This window comes from Corynebacterium sp. HMSC068H04 (assembly GCF_001811255.1).
In the GTDB taxonomy this organism is placed as follows: domain Bacteria; phylum Actinomycetota; class Actinomycetes; order Mycobacteriales; family Mycobacteriaceae; genus Corynebacterium; species Corynebacterium hesseae.
Genome location: NZ_KV803959.1, coordinates 38,285 through 60,281, shown reverse-complemented (window position 1 = coordinate 60,281; position 21,997 = coordinate 38,285). Strand labels below are relative to the sequence as shown.

General features: G+C 60.2%; 23 protein-coding genes and 2 tRNA genes. 20 read left to right on the top strand and 5 right to left on the bottom strand.

What is annotated here, in order from left to right; genetic code table 11:
* Positions 1-8: 8 nt before the first annotated feature.
* From HMPREF2792_RS00800 to HMPREF2792_RS00775, 6 genes are all read left to right on the top strand, one after another.
* A complete protein-coding gene (locus HMPREF2792_RS00800; RefSeq protein ID WP_070522452.1) occupies positions 9-470 on the top strand; it encodes a MauE/DoxX family redox-associated membrane protein in 462 nt (153 codons plus the stop codon).
* A gap of 17 nt (positions 471-487) precedes the next feature.
* On the top strand, positions 488-955 hold the full coding sequence (locus HMPREF2792_RS00795) for a MauE/DoxX family redox-associated membrane protein (protein ID WP_070522450.1): 468 nt from the start codon (positions 488-490) through the stop codon (positions 953-955).
* A 58-nt stretch (positions 956-1,013) separates the two neighbouring features.
* On the top strand, positions 1,014-1,766 hold the full coding sequence (locus tag HMPREF2792_RS00790) for a DsbA family protein (protein WP_070530070.1): 753 nt from the start codon (positions 1,014-1,016) through the stop codon (positions 1,764-1,766).
* A gap of 99 nt (positions 1,767-1,865) precedes the next feature.
* Positions 1,866-1,938 (top strand) — tRNA-Ala (locus tag HMPREF2792_RS00785).
* A gap of 22 nt (positions 1,939-1,960) precedes the next feature.
* Positions 1,961-2,033 (top strand) — tRNA-Ala (locus HMPREF2792_RS00780).
* Positions 2,034-2,082: 49 nt separating this feature from the next.
* Positions 2,083-2,805 (top strand): fructosamine kinase family protein, encoded by a 723-nt coding sequence (locus HMPREF2792_RS00775; protein ID WP_083306357.1) that lies wholly within the window; start codon positions 2,083-2,085, stop codon positions 2,803-2,805.
* 42 nt (positions 2,806-2,847) lie between these two features.
* On the opposite strand, the gene nadE is transcribed toward HMPREF2792_RS00775, so the two are convergent.
* Positions 2,848-3,657 carry an ammonia-dependent NAD(+) synthetase gene (nadE, locus tag HMPREF2792_RS00770; RefSeq protein ID WP_369821981.1) on the bottom strand — a complete coding sequence of 270 codons (810 nt, stop codon included), beginning with the start codon at positions 3,655-3,657 and terminating at the stop codon, positions 2,848-2,850.
* A gap of 36 nt (positions 3,658-3,693) precedes the next feature.
* Between nadE and HMPREF2792_RS00765 the strand changes: the two genes are divergently transcribed.
* From HMPREF2792_RS00765 to nrdE, 6 genes are all read left to right on the top strand, one after another.
* Positions 3,694-5,022 (top strand): sugar porter family MFS transporter, encoded by a 1,329-nt coding sequence (locus HMPREF2792_RS00765; RefSeq protein ID WP_070530064.1) that lies wholly within the window; start codon positions 3,694-3,696, stop codon positions 5,020-5,022.
* 123 nt (positions 5,023-5,145) lie between these two features.
* Positions 5,146-5,268, top strand: coding sequence for a type B 50S ribosomal protein L36 (ykgO, locus tag HMPREF2792_RS00760; protein WP_003847162.1), 123 nt, complete (start codon positions 5,146-5,148; stop codon positions 5,266-5,268).
* 149 nt (positions 5,269-5,417) lie between these two features.
* Positions 5,418-6,311: an esterase/lipase family protein gene (locus HMPREF2792_RS00755; RefSeq protein ID WP_070522437.1), complete on the top strand. Its 894-nt coding sequence runs from the start codon at positions 5,418-5,420 to the stop codon at positions 6,309-6,311.
* A gap of 385 nt (positions 6,312-6,696) precedes the next feature.
* Positions 6,697-6,936, top strand: coding sequence for a glutaredoxin-like protein NrdH (nrdH, locus tag HMPREF2792_RS00750; RefSeq protein ID WP_070522434.1), 240 nt, complete (start codon positions 6,697-6,699; stop codon positions 6,934-6,936).
* A 9-nt stretch (positions 6,937-6,945) separates the two neighbouring features.
* Positions 6,946-7,371: a class Ib ribonucleoside-diphosphate reductase assembly flavoprotein NrdI gene (gene nrdI, locus HMPREF2792_RS00745; protein WP_070522431.1), complete on the top strand. Its 426-nt coding sequence runs from the start codon at positions 6,946-6,948 to the stop codon at positions 7,369-7,371.
* 62 nt (positions 7,372-7,433) lie between these two features.
* Positions 7,434-9,596, top strand: coding sequence for a class 1b ribonucleoside-diphosphate reductase subunit alpha (nrdE, locus tag HMPREF2792_RS00740; protein ID WP_070530100.1), 2,163 nt, complete (start codon positions 7,434-7,436; stop codon positions 9,594-9,596).
* 6 nt (positions 9,597-9,602) lie between these two features.
* On the opposite strand, the gene HMPREF2792_RS00735 is transcribed toward nrdE, so the two are convergent.
* Positions 9,603-10,247, bottom strand: coding sequence for a FadR/GntR family transcriptional regulator (locus tag HMPREF2792_RS00735; protein WP_154762484.1), 645 nt, complete (start codon positions 10,245-10,247; stop codon positions 9,603-9,605).
* 183 nt (positions 10,248-10,430) lie between these two features.
* Between HMPREF2792_RS00735 and nrdF the strand changes: the two genes are divergently transcribed.
* The 4 genes from nrdF (at position 10,431) to HMPREF2792_RS00715 (ending at position 15,466) form a co-directional block, all read left to right on the top strand.
* On the top strand, positions 10,431-11,420 hold the full coding sequence (nrdF, locus tag HMPREF2792_RS00730) for a class 1b ribonucleoside-diphosphate reductase subunit beta (RefSeq protein ID WP_070522424.1): 990 nt from the start codon (positions 10,431-10,433) through the stop codon (positions 11,418-11,420).
* Positions 11,421-11,759: 339 nt separating this feature from the next.
* Positions 11,760-13,451: an aa3-type cytochrome oxidase subunit I gene (ctaD, locus tag HMPREF2792_RS00725; RefSeq protein WP_070522420.1), complete on the top strand. Its 1,692-nt coding sequence runs from the start codon at positions 11,760-11,762 to the stop codon at positions 13,449-13,451.
* Positions 13,452-13,554: 103 nt separating this feature from the next.
* Positions 13,555-14,748 (top strand): phosphoserine phosphatase SerB, encoded by a 1,194-nt coding sequence (gene serB / locus HMPREF2792_RS00720; RefSeq protein ID WP_070530098.1) that lies wholly within the window; start codon positions 13,555-13,557, stop codon positions 14,746-14,748.
* The gene (locus HMPREF2792_RS00715) at positions 14,741-15,466 is read left to right on the top strand and encodes a peptidyl-tRNA hydrolase (RefSeq protein WP_070522417.1); all 726 of its coding nucleotides are present in this window, start codon (positions 14,741-14,743) and stop codon (positions 15,464-15,466) included. The genes serB and HMPREF2792_RS00715 overlap by 8 nt, the downstream gene beginning before the upstream one ends.
* On the opposite strand, the gene HMPREF2792_RS00710 is transcribed toward HMPREF2792_RS00715, so the two are convergent.
* Genes HMPREF2792_RS00710 through HMPREF2792_RS00700 form a run of 3 tightly spaced genes read right to left on the bottom strand, consistent with a single transcriptional unit; the run spans position 15,463 to position 19,433 of the window.
* Complete coding sequence (locus HMPREF2792_RS00710; protein ID WP_070522414.1) at positions 15,463-17,424, bottom strand: ATP-dependent DNA helicase; 1,962 nt, start codon at positions 17,422-17,424, stop codon at positions 15,463-15,465. The genes HMPREF2792_RS00715 and HMPREF2792_RS00710 overlap by 4 nt on opposite strands.
* 36 nt (positions 17,425-17,460) lie before the next feature.
* A complete protein-coding gene (locus tag HMPREF2792_RS00705; protein WP_070530062.1) occupies positions 17,461-18,813 on the bottom strand; it encodes a nicotinate phosphoribosyltransferase in 1,353 nt (450 codons plus the stop codon).
* A gap of 41 nt (positions 18,814-18,854) precedes the next feature.
* Entirely contained in the window at positions 18,855-19,433 is a 579-nt protein-coding gene (locus HMPREF2792_RS00700) for a CAP domain-containing protein (RefSeq protein WP_070530060.1), read from the bottom strand.
* Positions 19,434-19,521: 88 nt separating this feature from the next.
* Between HMPREF2792_RS00700 and clpS the strand changes: the two genes are divergently transcribed.
* From clpS to murI, 4 genes are all read left to right on the top strand, one after another.
* Positions 19,522-19,857: an ATP-dependent Clp protease adapter ClpS gene (gene clpS / locus HMPREF2792_RS00695; RefSeq protein WP_070522406.1), complete on the top strand. Its 336-nt coding sequence runs from the start codon at positions 19,522-19,524 to the stop codon at positions 19,855-19,857.
* A 4-nt stretch (positions 19,858-19,861) separates the two neighbouring features.
* Entirely contained in the window at positions 19,862-20,398 is a 537-nt protein-coding gene (locus tag HMPREF2792_RS00690) for a DUF2017 domain-containing protein (protein ID WP_070522403.1), read from the top strand.
* 64 nt (positions 20,399-20,462) lie between these two features.
* Positions 20,463-21,185 carry a rhomboid family intramembrane serine protease gene (locus tag HMPREF2792_RS00685; protein ID WP_070530057.1) on the top strand — a complete coding sequence of 241 codons (723 nt, stop codon included), beginning with the start codon at positions 20,463-20,465 and terminating at the stop codon, positions 21,183-21,185.
* Positions 21,185-21,961, top strand: a complete 777-nt coding sequence (gene murI, locus HMPREF2792_RS00680) for a glutamate racemase (protein WP_070530055.1) — start codon at positions 21,185-21,187, stop codon at positions 21,959-21,961. The genes HMPREF2792_RS00685 and murI overlap by 1 nt, the downstream gene beginning before the upstream one ends.
* Positions 21,962-21,997: the final 36 nt, after the last annotated feature.

Below are 21,997 nucleotides of genomic sequence, written 5' to 3'. Positions count from 1 at the left end.
AATGAATTATGACATCCGCAAAATCCATGTCGGCCGCCGATCTGATGAGCGCGCTGGTGCGTTTTGGAATGGCTGCCGTGTGGATTATCGCCGGTATTCAGAAGCTGGACGCCAGGATGGAGATGACCCAGGCCATCGAAGCCTATGGCATCTTCACCCCGGAATGGTCCGGATACTTGGCCTACCTCATCGGACCCTTGGAACTCATGGGTGGGGTGCTGTTGCTGCTGGGGTTGTTCTTGAGGGAGGCGTCGGCAGTCGCGGCGGTGGTCTTAGTCCTCTTCATGGTGGGAATCTCCCAGGCATGGGCGCGTGGGCTGGTCATTGACTGCGGTTGTTTCGGCTATGACCCCGCCGACGTGAGCCAAGGCATGAACTACGCGCTGACGCTGCTACGTGATGCAACCTTTTTGGTCCTCACCCTTTGGACAATTTGGCGCCCGTATCGCCGTTACGCTCTCCACCCTTAACTTGTTAGGCTGTGCTCGTGATTAAAGACAAAATCAGCGCCGCCCTTGTGCTTGACGTCATTAGTGCATTCGCGCGCTTTTATATGGCCTATGTGTGGATCAAAGCGGGAGCGTCGAAGCTGTCGGATCAGCTCGCAGTGTCCCAAAGCATCAAGGCCTATGAGATCTTTACACCAGAGTGGTCTCAGTATTTGTCCTACCTGATTGGCCCGCTGGAAGTGTGCGGCGGCCTGTTGTTGCTGCTGGGGCTGTTCCTGCGCCAATCGGCATGGGTGGGACAGATTGTCCTCGTTCTATTCATGATTGGCATTGCACAGGCGTGGATGCGAGGTCTCGGGATTGACTGCGGTTGTTTCTCCGTTAGCCCTGATGAAGACGCGCAGGTGATGAACTACATGATGACACTGCTGCGTGATGTCTTCTATTCTGTGTTAATGGTGTGGACAATCAAGCGTCCCTTCACCAAGTTTGCATTGCACCCTTAACAACGGTGTGTAGGATTTCGGTTCGTTCCATTTACGTCATACAAGACAAGGTTTCTCAATGAGTACAGTTAAAGACCCCACCGCCAATAACAACAGCGGATTCCTGTGGGGCATCGGTGTTCTGCTGGTGATTATTGCCGTCGTGCTCGGCTTTATCTTCTACCAAAACCGTGGTGCCAGCGTTGAGGGCTTGGAAGGCTACACCAAGCAGGACGTCAATATGGAGATGTCCTTTGCTGATAACGCCGTGACCCTCAAGGCTGCCGACGCCAAGGATGCGCCGGAGGTCGAGCTGTACGAGGACTACTCTTGCCCTCACTGCTCTGATCTGGCCAAGCAGACCGATGATCAGATGAAGGAAAAGATTGAGCAGGGCAAGCTCATTGTTAAGGTGCGCACCCTCAACTTCCTGGATGGCAGCCCGAATGGCATCGAGAGCATCAAGTCCAACGAGGGACACTCCTCCAAGGCCGCGGCTGCGATGGAGCAGGTAGCCAAGTCCGGTGACGTACAGCTCTACTGGAACCTGCGTAAGTACCTCATGGATGAGCAGTCCAAGGTGTACAACAAGTGGGAGATGAAGGATTTTGCGCAGGCCGCTGAGTCCTTGGGCGCGGATAAGGACACCGTCAAGGCCATCGAGGATGCACCGGTGGGCAAGGGTAACGCCCTGGTTACCGCGAACTACGAGAAGCTGGAAGCCGACACCGGCAGCGTGTCCTCGCCGCGCATCATCAAGGACGGCAAGGACATTCCGGAGGATGACAAGACCTCCATCATGGAGTGGGTCGACCTCGTCGCCGCTAAGTAGGGGCGTGCAAATACCGCACCTAAACTCGCGATTTGGTGAGTGAAAACGGAGGCGATATATTGATACGAGTTGCAATCACAAAGGTTGCACCTCGTATAAGGGGCTATGGCGCAGTTGGTAGCGCACCACACTGGCAGTGTGGGGGTCACGGGTTCGAATCCCGTTAGCTCCACTTCATAATTCAATACAGCTCTGGGGCTATGGCGCAGTTGGTAGCGCACCACACTGGCAGTGTGGGGGTCACGGGTTCGAATCCCGTTAGCTCCACTTTCGGCCGTCTCCTTGAATGGGGGCGGCCTTTTCCTATGCTGGGGCCATGGATGTATTCACCAAGACCGTGTCCTGTCCTGATCAAGCTGGCGCCGAGGCTGCTGGGTTGAGATGGCTTGCGCAGGCGCTTGCCGCCGTCGTCGTGGACGTCACCGAAGTCACCTCTACTTCTCTTAGCACGCGGCGGGTGGAGCAGGCGCGGCCGAGCGCTCCTGCTGCCCGCGCCTTTGGCGCTGCGCTGCGCACGGTCCATGAAGCGGGAGCGCCCGCCTTCGGGGTGCCCCCGGCGGGCTGGGAGGGCGCGAACTTCATTGGACGCGTGGAGCAACCCTGCGAACCATGCGAATCCTGGGGCGAGTTCTACGCTGAGCAGCGAGTGCTGCCTTTCGTGGATGGACTGCCTCAGGGATTGCAGGGGATTGTCCGGCAAGCATGTGAGGCCATAAAAGCCGCTGACTGGGACGTGAAACCGGCTCGCATTCACGGTGACCTGTGGGCAGGCAACGTACTGTTTACTGACGCTTCGGCCGTGATGATCGACCCAGCTGCACACGGCGGTCACCCGTGGACGGACCTCGCCATGCTCGAACTGTTTGGCACGCCGTTCTACGAGGAAATCCTCCGCGGGTACGGGGCGCCCAAGGAATACGAGAAGTGGGTGCCCATGCATCAGCTGCACCCGCTGGCGGTGCATTCCTTAACACATGGGCCCGCGTATTACGGCCCGCTCGAACAAGCAGCGGAGGCCACGCTCGACGCGTTGCGTTAGCGCGATTCCATTGCTTAAGAGCGCCCTGCAACCGGCAGAAGATTATTGCGGCCCAGGCGGCATGGTGCGCTTGTGGGCGCCGCGGCGCCACAAGGTCTCGATGCGCGATTGGGCGGCGGCAGGCACGTCCTTGCCCTCGAGGTAGTCATCGATGTGGGAGTAGGTGACGCCGAGCGCTTCTTCGTCAGAGAGTAGGGGGCGGTCATCCTCTAGATCTGCGGTGGGAACCTTCTTCCACGTGGAATCTGGTGCGCCGAGATGCTTCAGAAGCTGAGCGCCCTGGCGCTTGTTGAGTCCGGCGAGGGGCAGGACGTCGGCAGCGCCGTCGCCCCACTTGGTAAAGAAGGCGGTGACGTTTTCGGCGGCGTGGTCTGTACCGATGACCAGCGCGCCGACTTCGCCGGCCAGCGCGTACTGCGCGGCCATGCGCAGGCGGGCCTTGAGGTTGCCTCGATTGAAGTCCCCCAGGGAGTCCTGGTGTAGGGCGTTGGCCACGGCGCCGTCGAGAGCCGCGGTGGCCTCGGCGATGTTGACGGTGAGGCAGTGGTCGGGCTCGATAAAGTCGAGGGCGATCTGTGCGTCATCCTCGTCGGCCTGTACGCCGTGGGGAAGGCGCACGGCCCAGAAGTCCGCGCCATCGACGCGGGCCACCGCTAGCTGTGCCAAGCGCCCAGCCAGGGTGGAGTCCTGGCCGCCAGAGATGCCCAGGACAAAGCCCTTCGCGCCGGTTGTGCGTAGGTAGTCCACCAAAAAGGCGACGCGGCGCTCAACCTCTTCTGCCGGATCGATACTGGGTTTTACGCCGAGGGCCCCGATGATGTCGTGCTGGAGGTCTATGGATTCATGTGACATGACGCCAATGGTAGCCGCCTGCGACAATAGGAACCCGTGAACAAAGATACGTACGTCATGATGGTCGCAGGCGTCGCCGCCCTGGGTGGCCTGCTCTTTGGATATGACACCGGAGTGATGTCCGGCGCCCTCCTCTTCGTTGGGCCGGAATTTGGCATGTCCGCCCACGAGGAGGGGCTGGTGACCTCGATGCTTTTGGTTGGCGCGGCAGCCGGCGCGCTGGTCGCTGGGCGTGTGGCGAGCATGATCGGGCGGCGTCGCACTCTCATCGCCGGTGGGCTCATCTTTGTGGCTGGTTCCGTGTGGTGCGCGCTTTCAAGCTCGGCCGATGAACTCGCTGCCGCCCGCACATTCCTCGGCGTGGCAGTGGGCGCGGTGTCGATCGTCTCCCCGATGTATATCTCCGAAATCACCCCGGCGGCTGTGCGGGGCCGGATGGTCTCCCTCAATACGCTCATGATCGTCGTGGGGCAGCTGCTGGCGTATGGCGTGAACTCGCTATTGGCTGCAAGCGGCAGCTGGCATTGGATGCTGGGGCTGGCCGCGGTCCCGGGCGCGGCGCTGGCGCTCGGCATGGTCTTCCTGCCCGATACCCCGGCATGGCTCGCGGCACAAGGGCGACCGCGTGAAGCTGCCGCGGTCAGCGCTCGGGTCGGCGCGCAGGGAGCGGAGTTGGAGCTTAGTCCACGTCCGAGCACGGGTGAATGGCGAGCTTTGCGACGCCACCGTTGGATGCGCTGGGCCATCGCGCTTGCCATGCTCATGGGGGTGACTCAGCAGATTACGGGTGTGAACGCCATTGTGTACTTCGCGCCCACGATGATGAACCAGGTGGGTATCTCCACTACTAACTCGGTATATACGTCGATGGTGATCGGTGCGGTATCCGTCGTAGCGTGCCTCGTGGGCATGCGCGTGATTGACCGGCTGGGACGCCGCCGGCTGCTGTTGGCGGGCCTAGGCGGCAACGTGGTCTCACTCGTGGTCCTCGCGGTGGCCTATCACTTCGCCCATGACTCCATTCCGCTGGCCATGCTGTCGTTGGCGTGCATGGCGGCGTTCATTGCCTTTCAGCAGGCGGCAGTCTCCCCGGCCACGTGGTTGCTCATGTCAGAAATCGTGCCGCCAGAGGTCCGCGGCGTGGGCATGGGAATTGCTGGGCTGGCACTGTGGGTGAGTAACTGGGCGGTGGCGCAGTTCTTCTTGCCGGTGGTCGAGTGGCTCGGCGGCTCGCTGGCCTTTGGAATCTTCGCGGTCTTAGGCCTCGTCGCGGTGGGATATACCCGCGCACTCGTTCCGGAAACGGCGGGGGAGAGCCTCGAGGATGTTGCCGAGCAGCTGCGCTCCCGCTACTCCGAAAGCTGAGTGTTTTGGTAATGACGCGCGTGTGGGGTAACATTTTTCCTCGTGTCATTGCTGGGGGTCTTCCCAGCTATGCTTTGAACTAATCAATCGCATCAAGATTGCGCATAACGAAAGGAGCGCCCGATGAAGGTTCGCAAGTCGCTTCGGTCGCTGAAGAAGAAGCCGGGCGCCCAGGTTATTCGCCGCCACGGTAAGGTCTTCGTGATCAACAAGAAGGATCCGCGCTTCAAGGCTCGCCAGGGCTAAGAAACGAGTTTCCTCGTCTCCGCCCTCCCCGCTTTGTGGGGAGGGCGGATTTTTTATGCCCACGTGCCTGGACAGATGCGGTTTAATGAATATAATTATCGGGCGGACTTTAGCAGGGGTCCGAAAGATAGTTGAAAGAAAGAAGAATAATGAAGAAGCGTCTCGCGGCGGCGGTGTGTGCTGCTGCAGTTGGGTTCACTGTTCCGGTAGCTCATGCTGTGGACTTTGAGTTTGAAAGCTTGGTGGATCCCTCGCTGGGAATCAATGATCCCTCGTGCGAGCCGAGCGGCGAGGTGCGTGAGCCGGTGGTGCTTCTCCACGGCACGTCGGACAATTCCTCGACGTGGAACGAACTGATCCCGGTCCTGCAGGAGGAAGGGATGTGCGTGTGGGCCTTTGACTACGGCGCGGACGACGTGACGCTGCAGAATGCGAATCCTCGTGCCAAGGCGATTGCGGACTTGGATGAGTCTGCGCGCGAAATTGCAGGGCAGATTGATTACGTGCGCGAGGTGACCGGAAGCGACAAGGTTAATCTGGTGGGTCACTCGCAGGGTGGGCTGCACATCAAGACCTACACGCAGATGTACGGTTCGGCTGAGCACGTTTCCCACGCTGTGGCCATTGGTGGCAACCTCCATGGCACAACCCTTAACGGGATGGGCGAGGTTCTGGCCAAGATGATTGCGGCGATGCCACACTTTGCTCGGTTCTTGGCGAGCTCTGCAGGCATCCAGCAAGTTGTCGGCTCCGAGTTCATGGAGAACCTCAACGCGCTGCCTGATACGGCGCCGGGGCCGCTCTATACCTCGATCTATTCGCCTGCCGACGTCACGGTGACCCCGAACTCTTCCTCCATGCTTACACCTGTCGACGGTGCCGACGTGGTCAACATCGATCTAGGGGAGCTGTGCGGAGCGGAGCCGCTGCATCCGGACCTGCCGCGGGATCCCATGACGATGAGCCAGGTCCTCTTTGGTCTGACCCGCGAGGCGGGGCAAGGGGCTGATTCTGGAACCTGTGTCGAGCCAATGCTTGATTAGATTTCATTGGCAATAAAGGGGCCGGTATCGAGGGCGTGGCCTAGAGCCGTGCCCTTTTGTGGACTTTGTCACAAACTAAGTGAATCTTCGGTAAACGTGCAGGGAATATCAACGGTGTAGTTACCGCCGTGGGGACGGGCGGAGTGATGGGGTGTCAACATGTGGGGTCGGGCCAAGTTACATCCTGGGAATACCAGGCATGTAACTACTACATGTAGTGCTAGTTGCGGGGTGCGGGCACAAAGTATAGTGTCGTTGATGTTGCTTGAACGGCGGTCCGATATCGCTGTTCAGAGCCTGTAGGCAGAGCCGTTGAACGCTCTGCCAGTATCGAATTCAACAGTCACTCCGCGTGTAGCGCCGAAGGAAGCCAAAGGAACGTCACATGAGCATCACTGTCTACACTAAGCCCGCTTGCGTCCAGTGCAACGCCACCAAGAAGGCTCTCGACCGTGCTGGTCTCGAGTACGAGTTGGTGGATATCTCCCTCGATGATGATGCCCGCGACTACGTCATGGCCCTCGGATACGTCCAAGCGCCGGTCGTGGAAGCGCACGGCGAGCACTGGTCCGGCTTCCGCCCGGATCGCATCAAGGCCCTCACTGCGATGGTGGCGAGCGCCTAGGTTAACGCCATGTTGGTCGTGTATTTCTCTTCCGCTACGGAAAACACCCACCGCTTCGTCGAGAAGCTCGGCCTTCCCAGCGCCCGCATCCCGCTGCGCCTTAATGACGAGCCCCTCACCGTGAATGAACCTTATGTCTTGGTGTGCCCGACATACGGGGGAGGGGCGTCGGTAAGCGGGCAGAACACGCGGCCTGTACCCAAACAAGTCATTCGTTTCCTGAATGATGAACACAACCGCAGCTTCATTCGCGCCGTTGTAGCCGGAGGAAACAGCAACTTCGGCAGTGACTTTGGCAAGGCGGGTGACGTTATCGCCGCCAAGTGTAAGGTTCCTTATGTGTATCGCTTCGAGCTTCTCGGAACCGAGGAAGATGTCACAATTTGCCGTGAAGGCCTCCTGGCCAACGCGGCCGCTTTAGGTTTGGCTGCCTAAAGCCTCATCCGTACTATTTCGTCTCTCCATTTCGCCATAGCAAAGAAAGGCCCGTGAACGTCGTGACCACGCAACTGGGTAAGACCGTCGCCGAACCTGTGAAGCCGGCCGAGCAACTGGATTATCATGCACTTAACGCGCTGCTGAACTTGTATGACGAGAACGGCAAGATTCAGTTCGACAAGGACCGCGAGGCCGCGAACCAATTCTTCCTCCAGCACGTCAACCAGAACACTGTCTACTTCCACGACTTGGAAGAGAAGATGCGCTACCTGGTGGAAAACAAGTACTACGAGCCGGAGCTGATCGAGCAGTACGACTTCGATTTCATCAAGTCCCTGTTCAAGCGCGCCTATGCCTTTAAGTTCCGTTTTAAGACCTTCCTTGGCGCCTACAAGTACTACACGTCGTACACCCTGAAGACCTTCGACGGCCGCCGCTACCTCGAGCGCTTCGAAGACCGTGTGTCCATGACCGCACTCTTCTTGGCGGATGGTGACACGGAGGTGGCTGAACACCTCGTGGATGAAATCATGACCGGTCGCTTCCAGCCGGCTACCCCGACCTTCCTTAACGCCGGCAAGGCTCAGCGTGGCGAGCTGGTGTCCTGCTTCCTGTTGCGCATCGAGGACAACATGGAGTCGATTGGGCGCTCTATTAACTCCGCTCTGCAGCTGTCCAAGCGCGGCGGCGGCGTGGCCCTGTTGCTGTCCAACATCCGTGAATCCGGTGCGCCCATCAAGCATATTGAGAACCAGTCTTCCGGCGTCATCCCCGTGATGAAGCTGTTGGAGGATTCCTTCTCCTATGCCAACCAGCTGGGCGCTCGCCAGGGCGCTGGTGCGGTGTACCTCAACGCGCATCACCCGGACATTATGAGCTTCCTTGACACCAAGCGTGAGAATGCGGACGAGAAGATCCGTATCAAGACCCTTTCGCTTGGCATCGTGATCCCCGACATCACCTTCGAGCTGGCAAAGCGTAACGATGACATGTACCTGTTCAGCCCGTACGATGTCGAGCGCGTCTACGGCAAGGCCTTCGGCGATATTTCCATCACCGAGCACTACGAAGAGATGGTCGAGGATCCGCGTATCCGCAAGAAGAAGATCAACGCTCGCCACTTCTTCCAGACCGTCGCGGAGCTGCAGTTCGAGTCCGGTTACCCCTACATCATGTTCGAGGACACCGTGAACCGCGCCAACCCGGTCAAGACTGGGCGCATCAACATGTCGAACCTGTGCTCCGAGATTCTGCAGGTGAACGCCCCGTCAGAGCTCAACGACGACCTCACCTACAAGACCCTGGGTAGCGATATTTCCTGCAACCTTGGCTCCCTCAATATCGCGGCTACCATGGATTCCCCGGACTTCGCCTTGACAGTGGAAACCGCTATCCGTGGCTTGACGGCTGTGTCGGACAAGACCTCTATCGACTCCGTTCCCTCCGTGCGCAAGGGCAACGATGATTCCCACGCGATTGGCCTGGGGCAGATGAACCTGCACGGTTACCTTGGCCGCGAGCACATTGAGTACGGCTCCGATGAAGGCTTGGACTTCACCAACGCTTACTTCGCCGCCATCATGTACGCCGCGTTGCGTGCGTCCAACAAGCTGGCCCGCGAGTGTGGCGAGTACTTCACCGAGTTCCCCGAGTCTGACTATGCCAGCGGTGAGTTCTTCGACCGTTATGATCCGGCTGACTTTGCTCCGCGCACGGAAAAGGTCAAGGAGCTCTTCGCTAAGTCCTCGATTCACACCCCGTCGGCGGAGGAGTGGGCTGCGCTGAAGGCGGACGTCGCCAAGCACGGCATCTACAACCGCAACCTGCAGGCAGTGCCGCCGACCGGATCGATTTCGTACATCAACAACTCGACGTCCTCGATTCACCCGATCGCCTCCAAGATTGAAATCCGCAAGGAAGGCAAGATTGGCCGCGTCTACTATCCGGCGCCGCACATGGACAACGACAACCTGGAGTACTTCAAGGACTCCTATGAGATCGGCTACGAGAAGATCATCGACACCTACGCCGAGGCCACGAAGTACGTTGACCAAGGTCTGTCGCTGACGCTGTTCTTCAAGGACACCGCCACTACCCGCGATATCAACCGCGCCCAGATCTACGCATGGCGAAAGGGTATTAAGACCCTCTACTACATCCGCTTGCGCCAGATGGCTCTGGAGGGAACCGAGGTTGAGGGCTGCGTTTCCTGCATGCTCTAGTTCTTGTTAGTCCTTGTTCGCACGCGCCTCAATTAGGATGGCGCGTGCGATTTTTTCTGCCTCGGGGGAGTCGCCGCGGTGGATTGCTTCCGCTAGGTCCAGGTGGCGCTGTTCGGTGCCGGCCGTGGGGTTGCGTTTGCGGGAGCCAAAGAGGGAACGCCCGCGCACCATGGACAGCAGATAGGGGCTGAGAGCTGAAAACATCTCATTGCCCGAGGCATGGAGAACCATGGCATGAAAACGCAGGTCGGTAGCGAGGTGCTCACCGACGCGCCGCGTTGGCGTGTCTTGGAGGCGTTGGGCCAGCTCTAAGATCTCTTCCTTGTCTTCTTGGGACGCATGCAGCGCAGCGAGGCCGGCGGCGACGGGCTCGATGGCAAGGCGCAGTTCGTTGAGTGAGGAGCGCTGCCTGTCGCGGGATTTCTCTGAGCTCAGGCGCCACGAAATGATGGCGGGATCATAGACCGCCCACTCGCTGATGGGGAGCACCGTGATACCTACGCGGCGTGAAGAAGAGACCATGCCTAAGTGCTCTAGTGCGCGCATTGCCTCGCGGGCTACGGTTCGGGAAACTCCGAAACGCGCGCAGAGATCGGTGAGTGTAAAACGCTCACCGGCGGCAAGGGTGCCGCTGACGATGTCGGCGCCCATGGTGTCTAGAACGGTGCTGAGTAGGGGAGCGGAGGGCTCAGTCACGGGGAGCCGGTACCTCCATCGACATTCGGGGGCGTGTGAACAGGGCTTAAGTATAAAACACGCAGGAATTTTGGCCCCTAGTTTTACCGGGTACCATGGCACCAGACTCACAATAACTAGTAAGATGAGGTGACGTGCGTGTCTCACGAGTACGACGATTACATCGCTAGCCACGAGGCTCCGGTGAAGGCGATTAACTGGAACACGATTCCAGATGAGAAGGATCTCGAGGTGTGGGATCGCCTCACCGGTAACTTCTGGCTTCCGGAAAAGGTGCCGGTGTCTAACGATATCCAGAGCTGGAAAACTCTGACTGAGAAGGAGCAGGAGACCACCATGCGTGTCTTCGCTGGTCTCACTCTGCTCGATACCATCCAGGGCACCGTCGGTGCGGTATCGCTGCTTCCCGACGCCACCACTCTCCACGAAGAGGCGGTCTATACCAACATCGCCTTCATGGAGTCCGTTCACGCGAAGTCCTACTCCAATATCTTCATGACGTTGGCGTCGACTCCTATGATCAACGACGCCTTCCGCTGGTCCGAGGAGAATGAAAACCTCCAGCGCAAGGCAAAAATCGTTATGTCCTACTATCAGGGCGATGACCCGCTGAAGAAGAAGGTTGCGTCCACCTTGCTGGAATCCTTCCTCTTCTACTCAGGCTTCTTCCTGCCGATGTACTTCTCGTCGCGCGCAAAGCTGACGAACACGGCCGATATCATCCGCCTCATCATCCGCGATGAGGCCGTCCACGGCTATTACATCGGCTACAAGTTCCAGCAGGGCTACAAGAAGCTCTCGGAGTCGGAGCAGGAAGAGATGAAGGGCTACGCCTTCGACCTGCTCTATGAACTCTACGAGAACGAGATCGATTACACCGAGGATCTCTACGATGAGTTGGGCTGGACCGAGGATGTAAAGCGCTTCCTTCGCTACAACGCCAACAAGGCGCTCAATAACCTAGGCTTCGAGGGGCTTTTCCCGGCTGATGAAACCCGCGTGTCCCCGGCCATCCTGTCCTCCTTGTCTCCGAACGCGGATGAGAACCATGACTTTTTCTCTGGCTCCGGTTCCTCCTACGTGATTGGCAAGGCGGAGGAAACCACCGACGAGGACTGGGACTTCTAAGTAGCATCCACTGCCACGCCGCACCTCCTAGAACGATCAACCGAAAGTTTGATTCTTTCAGGGGGTGCGTTTTCGGGTTTTAGGGGCCGACACACCCGACCATCTGTGTTCTAGATCACCGCCTGGTGGGGCATGGCGTGGCAGGTCTGCCACGTACAAGGGGTTATCCGGATAAAACGGGGCTAACAAGGGCTATGGGGAATATCAGAGCGCTGGAAATTTGGCCCTGAGGTGCCCTAATATAAGGCGAGTAAACCTAGGTGTTTAATCACTGGGCGTGTGGCGCGATAAAACGCGTGATACCGATGTGGTTAGACGCTTGTTCTTCAGGAGGATTTTATGACCGCTGTGGCGCCACGGCTCGACGATTACGTCGCGCCTACACGTCCGGAGCCGACTGGTAACGCAAAGACCGGTTCCAAGGCGTGGATGTTGCTAACCACCACCGACCACAAGCAGCTGGGCATCATGTACATGATCATGGCCTTCAGCTTCTTCTTCCTCGGTGGCTTCATGGCTCTGCTGCTTCGCGCTGAGCTTTTCACCCCAGGATTGCAGTTCCTGTCCAACGAGCAGTTCAACCAGCTCTTCACCATGCACGGCACCGTCATGCTGCTGCTGTTTGCAACACCAGTGGTGTGGGCATTCGGTAACTATGTTCTGCCCCTGCAGATTGGCGCACCGGATGTGGCCTTCCCGCGTCTGAACGCTTTCGGTTTCTGGATTACCCTGACCGGCGGCGTCGTGATGCTCGCGGGCTTCTTGACCCCGGGCGGCGCTGCTGACTTCGGCTGGACCATGTACGTCCCGCTGTCTGACTCGGTTCACACCCCGGGTATCGGCGCCGACATGTGGATCGTCGGCGTGGGCGCTACCGGTGTCGGTACCATTGCTTCCGCCATCAACATGATCACCACGGTCCTCACCCTGCGTGCACCGGGCATGACCATGTTCCGTCTGCCGGTCTTCACCTGGGCAGTGTTTACCGCATCTGTCATCGTTCTGATGATCTTCCCGCTGCTGACCGCTGCGGCGCTGGGTGTTCTTTATGACCGCAAGCTGGGCGGCCACATCTTCGACTCCGCCAACGGCGGCGGCATCCTGTGGCAGCACCTCTTCTGGTTCTTCGGCCACCCGGAGGTCTACGTCCTGGCACTCCCGTTCTTCGGCATCATCTCTGAGGTTGTCCCGGTCTTCGCTCGCAAGCCGGTCTTCGGCTACATCGGTCTGGTCTTCGCCCTGCTGGCAATCGGTGCGCTGTCCATGGCCGTGTGGGCTCACCACATGTTCGTGACCGGTGCTATTCTGCTGCCGTTCTTCTCCTTCATGACCTTCCTCATTGCGGTTCCGACCGGCGTGAAGTTCTTCAACTGGGTCGGCACCATGTGGAAGGGCCACATCACCTGGGATACCCCGATGATCTTCGCCATGGGCTTCCTGGCAACCTTCCTCTTCGGCGGCATGACCGGTATTATGCTGGCCTCCCCGGCACTGGACTTCCACCTTGCTGAGTCCTACTTCTTGATTGCTCACTTCCACTACACCCTCTTCGGCACCGTGGTGTTCTCCGCCTTCGCTGGCCTGTACTTCTGGTTCCCGAAGATGACCGGCCGCATGCTCGATGAGCGCCTGGGCAAGATTCACTTCTGGCTGACCTTCATCGGCTTCCACGGCACCTTCCTGGTTCAGCACTGGGTGGGCAACATGGGTATGCCGCGTCGTTACGCCGACTACCTGGAGTCTGATGGCTTCACGGTCTTCAACCAGATTTCCACCATCTTCTCCTTCGTCCTCGGCGCCTCGGTTATCCCGCTGATTTGGAACGTCTTCAAGTCCTGGCGCTACGGTGAGATCGTCACCGTGGACGATCCGTGGGGCTATGGCAACTCCCTCGAGTGGGCCACCTCCTGCCCGCCGCCGCGCCACAACTTCGTGTCGCTGCCGCGCATTCGTTCCGAGCGCCCGGCCTTCGAGCTGCACTACCCGCACATGGTTAAGCGCATTCGCGAGGAAGCACACGTCGGCCACTAAGCACTCACTAGCTGAGTACTCCTGAAAACGCCGCCTCCCCATCACTGCGATGGGGAGGCGGCGTTTGCCGTAGGTGAAAAGGTCACGAACGTGGTGTGAGATAATAAGCCCCGTGGATAATCAAAGTGAACAAGTCTTCGCCGTTGTTACCGCCTCCGGCCCCGATAAGCCCGGCGTGTCGGCGGCCTTCTTCCGCGTACTGGGCTCTCATGATGTGGAGCTCGTCGACGCCGAGCAAGCCATCTTCTCCGGTCGGATTTCGCTGTCCGCCTACATCCGGGTTCGTTCCTCGCGCCTCGAGGCTTTGGAGCAGGGATTGCGAAATACGCTGAGCATCTACGCGCAGTCCATCAACGTGGATCTGCGAGAAGAAGAGTCAACCTCACGCCCGCGCTCGACGCACGTCGTCGTGGTTCTGGGACGCCAGCTCAACGCCAGCCAGATGTCTGCCATTGCTAAGGAACTGGCTAACCTCAACGTCAACATCGACCGTATCCGCGGGCTCTCCACTTATCCGCTCAATGGCTTGGAGCTGTATATCACGATCGATGGTGCTGCCGATCCTGTGCGCGCCATGCTGGCCCGCCTAGCTACCGAGCAAGGTGTCGACATCGCCATCGAGCGCTCCGGCCTGCAGCGCCGTTCGAAGCGGCTTATCTGCTTTGACTGCGATTCCACCCTTATCACCGGCGAGGTCATCGAAATGCTGGCCGCCCACGCCGGCAAGGAAGCCGAGGTTGCCGCAGTGACGGAGCGCGCGATGCGCGGCGAGCTGGACTTCGAGCAATCCCTACGCGAGCGCGTCGCCACCTTGGAAGGTTTGCCGGAGTCCGTCATCGCAGAAACCGCCGCCGATATTTGCCTGACCCCGGGCGTGCGGACCACCATCCGCACCCTCAAGCGCATGGGATACCGGGTTGCGGTAGTCTCTGGTGGCTTTATCCAGGTCCTCGAAGATCTGGCACAGGAACTCGACCTCGACTACGTGCGCGCCAACACGCTCGAAATCGTGGACGGTAAGCTCACCGGCCGCGTCATCGGTGACGTGGTGGACCGCAAGGCCAAGGAGAAGTTCCTGCGCGAATTCGCTGCGGATTCGGGCCTGAGCATGCTGCAGACCGTTGCCGTCGGCGATGGCGCTAACGATATCGACATGATTTCCGCCGCCGGCTTAGGCATCGCCTTCAACGCCAAGCCAGCGCTGCGCCAGGTTGCGGATACCTCCGTAAACCACCCATACATGGATGAGATTCTGCAGATCCTCGGTATCCCGATGGAAGAAGTTGCCAGTGAGTAATCTCCGCGAGGCCCATCGCCGTCTTGCGGCTGCGTGTAGCGAGCGCAGTTGGCGCGATGATCCTGAGGACCCGAACAAACCCGAGACCATTCAGGCGATGCAGATCGCGCTTAACCTGCCCAAGCAGGATCCGCCCGCGCGCACGGAGGTGCTCGAGGCGGCAGCTAAAGGCGTCGTCAAGCTCTGCCTCGATGATAGGGCTGGCCAGGATGGGGCCTTCGCCGAGGCCCTAGGGCAGTGGTACGGGCACCGCATCCGCAAGGTGGCGCGCCGCGCACGCAACAAGGCCTGGCGTGATGTGCAGTCCCTGCCGGGCGTCACCGTGGATGATCGCGCGCGCGTCTTCCTCCCCTCGGCGGTGCAGGACGTGCACCCACTCGTGGCGAAGCTGCAGATCGGTCACACCGATTTGCCCCAGGATGAGCCCGGGCCCGCGCTTGGCGACGCCCCCGTGATCTACGTCGACGCCTCCCTCGCCATGAGTGCGGGAAAGGCCGCAGCACAAGTAGGGCACGGCTCAATGCTGCTGGCCGCGGCGATGAGCTCCGAGGAAGTGGAGGACTGGGCAGCACAGGACTTTGTGCTGTCCGTGCGCGAAATCCCCCATGAGGAATTTGCCGTGGCTTGTGCGCGTCCGGGAGCGGTGGTGGTGCATGACGCCGGTTTCACCGAGGTCGCTCCAGACTCAGCCACGGTGTGCGCGCTGCGTCATCCCTAGCGGGCCTCAACCAGGCGCTTGAGCGCCCCGCGTACGACCTGCGGGTCGCTCGTGGGCCACATCTGCGGCATCGAGGCGCGTAGGTAGGAGCCATAGCGCTTGGTTTCCAAGCGGCTATCGAGGACTGCGACGACCCCGCGGTCCGCAGTGGAGCGCAGCAAGCGGCCCGCGCCCTGGGCCATAAGCAGCGCCGCGTGCGTAGCGGAAACCTCCATAAAACCGTTGCGCCCAGCCGCTTTCGCGGCTTCGGTGCGCGCTTGCATCAGGGGATTATCTGGGCGGGGGAAGGGGATACGGTCGATGAGCACCAGGGAACACGCGGGGCCCGGGACGTCGACACCCTGCCAGAGAGTGAGCGTGCCGAACAGACAGGAGTTCTCGTTCTTCGTGAACTTATCCACGAGCGCGCCGATGGAGTCCTCGCCTTGAAGGTAAATGTCGAAAGGGAGCGTGGGCTTGAGCTCCTCGGCCGCTTGTTGTGCGGCCCGGCGTGAGGAAAAGAGACCGAGGGTGCGCCCGCCCGCGGCCATGATGAGCTCGCGGATTTCCTTAAGCGTCTGCGGGCTGAGTCCGTCGCGGCCCGGCTGCGGCAGGTGCGCTGCGGTATAAAGGATGCCGCTGCGCGCGGGGTCGAAAGGATAGCCCACGTCGAGACTATCCCATGTACCTTTGGGCAGGCCCCATTGTGCGGCCATGGCGTCGAAGCGCCCGCCCAAGGCAAGCGTGGCGGAGGTCAGCACGACAGTCTGTTCGCCGAAGAGCTTTTCGTGCAGCATCCCGGCGATGGAGAGCGGGGCAACGGCCAGGGTGTCGTTCAGCGTGCGCTCATCGCGTTCCAGCCACACCACGTCGGCGTGTGCTGCGGGGTCACCGGTGGCGAAGACATCGAGGATGCGGGCGATGGCTTCGACGAGGCTGCCGAGGTGATTGGCCAGGTTTTGGCGCTCGGCAGATTTTTCCGGGTCTTGGGCCTGTTCGCCTTCGGGGGCGCGGGCGATGGTCTCGCGGCAGTCGCTTAACGTGTCCGCGAGGCTCATGAGTTGTTGCTTGGCTTCCTCCGGAAGATCGGTCCAGCGGCCCGGCGTGAATTCACCGAGTAGTTGGCTGAGCTCATTGGCTTGTTCGCTCAGTCGCTGGTCTTTGCCATTGGCGCCGAGGGACTTGGCGCGGTTGGCCGCCATTTTGAGGGCGCGCCCGGTGATCTCGGCGGTAGAGACTGAGGTGATACGGCCGTCCAGCTCGTGTGCCTCATCGATGATGACGACATCGTGCTCCGGCAGGATGTTGATGTCTGCCACCGCATCGATGGCGAGCAGCGCGTGGTTGGTGACGACGATGTCGACGTCCGCCGCGCGGTGCCGCGCGCGCTCCGCGAAGCAGTCCTCGCCGTGCGGGCAGCGGGTAGCACCAAGGCACTCATTGGAGGTGACGGAGACCTGCCGCCAGGCTAGATCGGGCACTCCCGGTTCGAGGTCCTCGCGGTCGCCCGTCTCGGTGTCCTCCGCCCACTCGTAGACGCGCTGGACATGGCGGCCGAGGCTGGAGATGGCGTCCTGGTCAAGCAGGGCGTCTTCGTCGTCAAGCTCAGCGGCGCGGGAGACTTTGTTGAGGCAGACGTAGTTGGAACGCCCCTTCATGATGGCGAAGGTCGGCTTCTTTTCCAGGTGCGGTTCGAGGGCCTCGGCGAGGCGCGGCAGATCTCGTTCCACCAGCTGGCGTTGCAGTGCCAGCGTGGCCGTGGAAACAATCACGGTGTGCCCGGTCTCTTGCGCGTGGCGAAAAGCAGGGACGAGGTAAGCCAGTGATTTACCCGTACCCGTTCCAGCTTGCACGGCGAGGTGGCGCTCTTTTTCCAACGCGGTGGTCACGGCTTCCGCCATGCGCACCTGGCCGGCACGCCGCGCACCTCCGAGGGCGGAGACGGCGGCGTCGAGGAGGTCAACCGTTGAGTCCTGCATTTGAGTCAGTCTAGTCGGTTGCCTCCCGCACGCATCCTATGAGCCGAACCCGATGAAGCGGGTCGGCACCGCAGGTTCGTCGCGAGTCAGAGCCAACCCTTCCCACGGCAGAGTGGTGATGGCTTGGGCTAGGTACTCGCGGGCTTCGTGGAGGGTGGGCAGATTGTCCAGGATCTCTCCGTCGCGCATGAGCGGCACCGTCATGTCGCGGGTGCTCAGCGTCCCGGTGTCTGGGTCTTCGGCGGAGAAGGGGAGCACGAGCTCCTCGACGGCCACCCCGGAGGAGCGGTAGGTGCGCAGGGAGCGCTTTGCCCCGCCCTGCGACTTCTTCGAGGAGGAACGCTTGGCCACGGGATGGCCATCAACCTCGACGACCTTGTACACCATGCTGGCGGTTGGGGCGCCAGAGCCGGTGACCACCGAGGTACCGACGCCGTAGACGTCGACGGGATCTCCGCGCAGACCAGCGATGGCGAACTCATCCAGGTCGGAAGAGACAACGATCTTCGTGTTGTGGTTGCCCAAGTCATCGAGCTGTTTGCGCACGCGGCGGGTGACAGCGGCCAAATCGCCGGAGTCGATGCGAACGCCGCCCAGCTCGGGGCCGGCCACCCGCACGGCGGTTTCCACGCCCTTGGTGATGTCGTAGGTATCCACCAACAGGGTGGTGCCCACGCCGAGGGTTTCGATCTGCCCGCGGAATGCCGCCTCCTCGTTCGGGGTTCCGTCTTCGTTGACGTGCGCGAGCGTCCATGCATGCGCCGCAGTACCGGAGACCGGGATGTCGTAGCGGTAGCCAGCTTCCAGGTTGGAAGTGGCCTGGAAACCGGCTAAGTAGGCGGCGCGGGCGGCGGTGACGGCGGCATACTCGTGCGTGCGGCGCGAGCCCATCTCGATGATGGGGCGGCCATCCGCAGCCACCACCATGCGTGAGGCCGCAGAGGCCACGGCGGAATCGGAATTCATGATGGACAGGATCACGGTTTCCAGGATCAGGCATTCGCCAAAGGTTCCGCGCACGGTCAGCAGTGGCGAGTTGGGGAAGTACAGCTCGCCTTCGCGATAGCCGTCGATGTGCCCGGAGAAACGGTAATTAGCCAGGTACTCCTTGGTCTCTGCATCGAGGAAATCCATCTCCGCCAGCTGCTGAGCGGTGAAGCGGAAGTCCCGGACTGCGCGAAGGACACGCTCGGTGCCGGCGACAACACCGTAGCGCCGCTCGTTGGGGAGGCGGCGGGCAAACACTTCGCAGGCCACCTGGCGGTGCGCGGAGCCATCGCGCAGCGCAGCCTGCAGCATGGTCAGCTCATACTTATCGGTAAGCAGGGCCGTAGAACGATCGCTGGGCCCGAGCCCAGAATCCTGGACGTTGTCTGAGGTAGTAGTCACATCGAAGATGCTACTCAGCGCGTACCGAAAAATCAGCAGTTCTATGCTTCGAGCTGAATGACAACGTAGACTTCGCCGTCGCTGTAAGCCGTGCCCACCGCAGCGGTGGTCATGCGGGGATCGCGCAAGGCGGCCACGTGGGAGGGGGAAGCTCGGAAGGCTTCGACAAATTCATAGGCGCTAGCTTTGTCCAAAGGAAGGTGGTGCTGGACCATTTGCACGTTTTCTTCTGATGGTCCTTCCTCGTGTGTTACCGCGTTGCACTCCGCCTTTTCGCGGGCTGCGGTTTGGCGGTCGATCCAGGGCACCAGCGGGGCTAGACCATCCTCCTTGCGCCACGTGTTGAGCGCCTCTATGAGCTCATCTTGGATGGTGGCGAGCTGGCGTTGGACGGGGACGTCGGGAAGCTCGTAATCGCACGTCGCCGGTGCGGGAGGCTCAGAATCCTGTGAACTGCCGTTATCGGAGGGGCTGGTCAAGCTGAGCACGGCGGTCACGAGCGTGCCACCGAGGACCAATACGGTGATGATGCGCTGCACGAGAGGCACAAGGTCCTCTCTTGAGGGTTGGCGTCCCGCGAGAATGTCAGTAACGGCTGGGGGAAGGGAGAAAGAATTCATCGATGCCACCTGCAAACGACAATCAGGTTAAAGGTCGAAGACAGTATAACTGTTCGCGCGATGAAAAAATTTGGCTAGTGTAGAGGACATGAAAGCGCACAACGAAACGTCCGCAGTCGTGGTGATGAGTTCGCCCATGGCCACCCCGGAGCTGGATGAGGCGATTGACGTCGACGTCGCCACGAGCGAAAACCTGCCGTGGATGTGCATTGTCTGGGATGACCCAGTCAACCTAATGAGCTACGTTTCCTACGTGTTCCAGACTGTTTTGGGTTATGACAAGAAGCGAGCTAACGAGCTGATGATGCAAGTCCATACCGAAGGTAAGGCGGCGGTGTCCTCGGGTGAACGCGACAAGGTTGAAGCTGACGTGAAGAAACTACAGGTCGCCGGCCTGTGGGCCACGATGCAGCAGGCAGGATAAGAGTATGCAGACGTGGAAGAAGAAAAAGTCCTTCATGCGTGGTGCGAAGTACACCACCGTATTCGAGCCCATGGAGCGTGAAGTCCTCGGTGATCTCACCGCGACGGTCTCCGAGGCCATCATCGCCCGCGCGCAGTCAGCGCCGAAGGATGAATTAGCGGACATGCTCGACATGCCCACTGGCCACACCGAAGCACCGGAGGATCCGTCACTGGCCCGTCTCTTTCCAGACTTCCAGAAGCCAGGGGATGAGGAGTTCGATGGTGATAATTCGCTGCTGCGCTCGCTGCACGAGAATGACATCGCGCGCGCCAAGCTGGAGAATCTCCAGGTGATTAACACCGCCCTTGGCCCCACTGGCGGGGTAGAGGTGGCTATCAGTGAGGAAGAGGCACATGCTTTCCTCGCCGGCCTCAATGACCTGCGCCTCTACATCGCTGCGGGGGACGTACCGCAGGATACCCCCGGGGCAGACCGCGATGCGCTCGTGGAATGGCTGGCCTTCTGCCAGGATTCGCTGCTCAACGTCATCATGGACTAGCAGAAGCACAGGCCGGGATTGGAGACGTAGTCCTTGCCTCACGCTTGCTAAAGTTGGAGGCATTATGACCACGAGTGGACCCTTTGGCCAGCAGCAATCGCATGAGCCCAACCCTTTCCAACCCCGCCCGGCAGGACCGGGAACGGGGCACCAACCCGTACTCAACAAGGGGGACTCGAAGAACTACACCCGGACCGGACGTTTAAAAACGGCTGCGTCTTTAACGGTGGGCTTCCTGGCCGTCGAGTGGATCATCCACATCATCAACTTCCTGTTCTTTGGAAGCGAGCTGGGGCAGTACGGCATTCACCCGCTGGATTTCAACGGCATCTGGGGGATCTTCACCGCGCCGCTGCTCCACGCAAACTTTGAGCACCTCATCGGTAACTCGTTGCCGGGTGCGGTTTTTTGTTTCCTGATTGGCCTATCCGGACGTAAGGCGTGGTGGGAGGTCACCATCATCGTGGTACTCATCGCCGGTGTTGGCACGTGGCTGCTGGGCGGGCCGGGAACCTCGCATATTGGCGCCTCGGGCGTGGTGTATGGCTGGTTGGCCTACCTCATCGTAAGAGGTATCTTTAACCGCTCGTTGAGCCAGTTCCTCGTTGGCTTAGGCCTTGGTTTTGCCTACTCCGGCCTGATCTGGGGCGTGCTGCCCATCTATGAGGGAGTGAGCTGGCAGGGCCACCTTTTCGGTGCCATTGGCGGCATCGTCGCGGGCATGGTGATCACCTCTGACGACCCGATGAAGAAGGTTAAGCCTGCGCCTCGAGGAGCGATGAACTAATGGCTGATGCAACCTCTCCCATTGGGATTTTTGATTCAGGCGTAGGCGGGCTCACCGTTGCGCGCACAATCATTGAGCAGCTTCCCGACGAATCCATCGTCTACATCGGCGATACCGCCCATGCCCCTTATGGCCCACGGCCCATTGCCCAAGTGCGGGAGCTGTCCACCGCGATTGCTGATGAACTCGTGGAGCGTGGCTGCAAGATGCTGGTGATTGCGTGCAACACCGCCACCGCAGCCTTCCTCCACGATGCCCGCGAGCGCTACGACATTCCAGTCGTCGAGGTGATTCGCCCGGCCGTGCGCCGTGCCATCGCCACGACCCGCAACGGCAAGATCGGCGTGATCGGTACGGAGGGCACCATTAATTCAGGTGCTTACCAAGATCTTTTTGCGGTCAACCCGAACGTCGAGTGCGAGGCAGTTGCTTGCCCGGACTTTGTGAACTTTGTCGAGCGCGGCATTACCGCTGGGCGTCAGATCCTCGGTGTGGCGGAAGGCTACCTCGCGCCGTTGCAATCGGCAGGGGTCGACACACTCGTCCTCGGCTGCACGCACTACCCACTGCTTACAGGCGTCATCCAGCTCGCTATCGGTGACAACGTCACCTTGGTGTCTTCCGCCGAGGAGACCACGAAGGACGTTTTGCGCATCCTCACCAAGACGGACATGCTTGCCCCGGCGGGGCAAGTGCCAACCCGCAGTTTTGAGTGCACTGGTGACCACGCGGCGTTCGAGCGTTTGGCTACGCGATTCCTGGGACCCAAGATTTAGCACCGGCAAAGATGTACAATCGAGCCAAATCTCGCA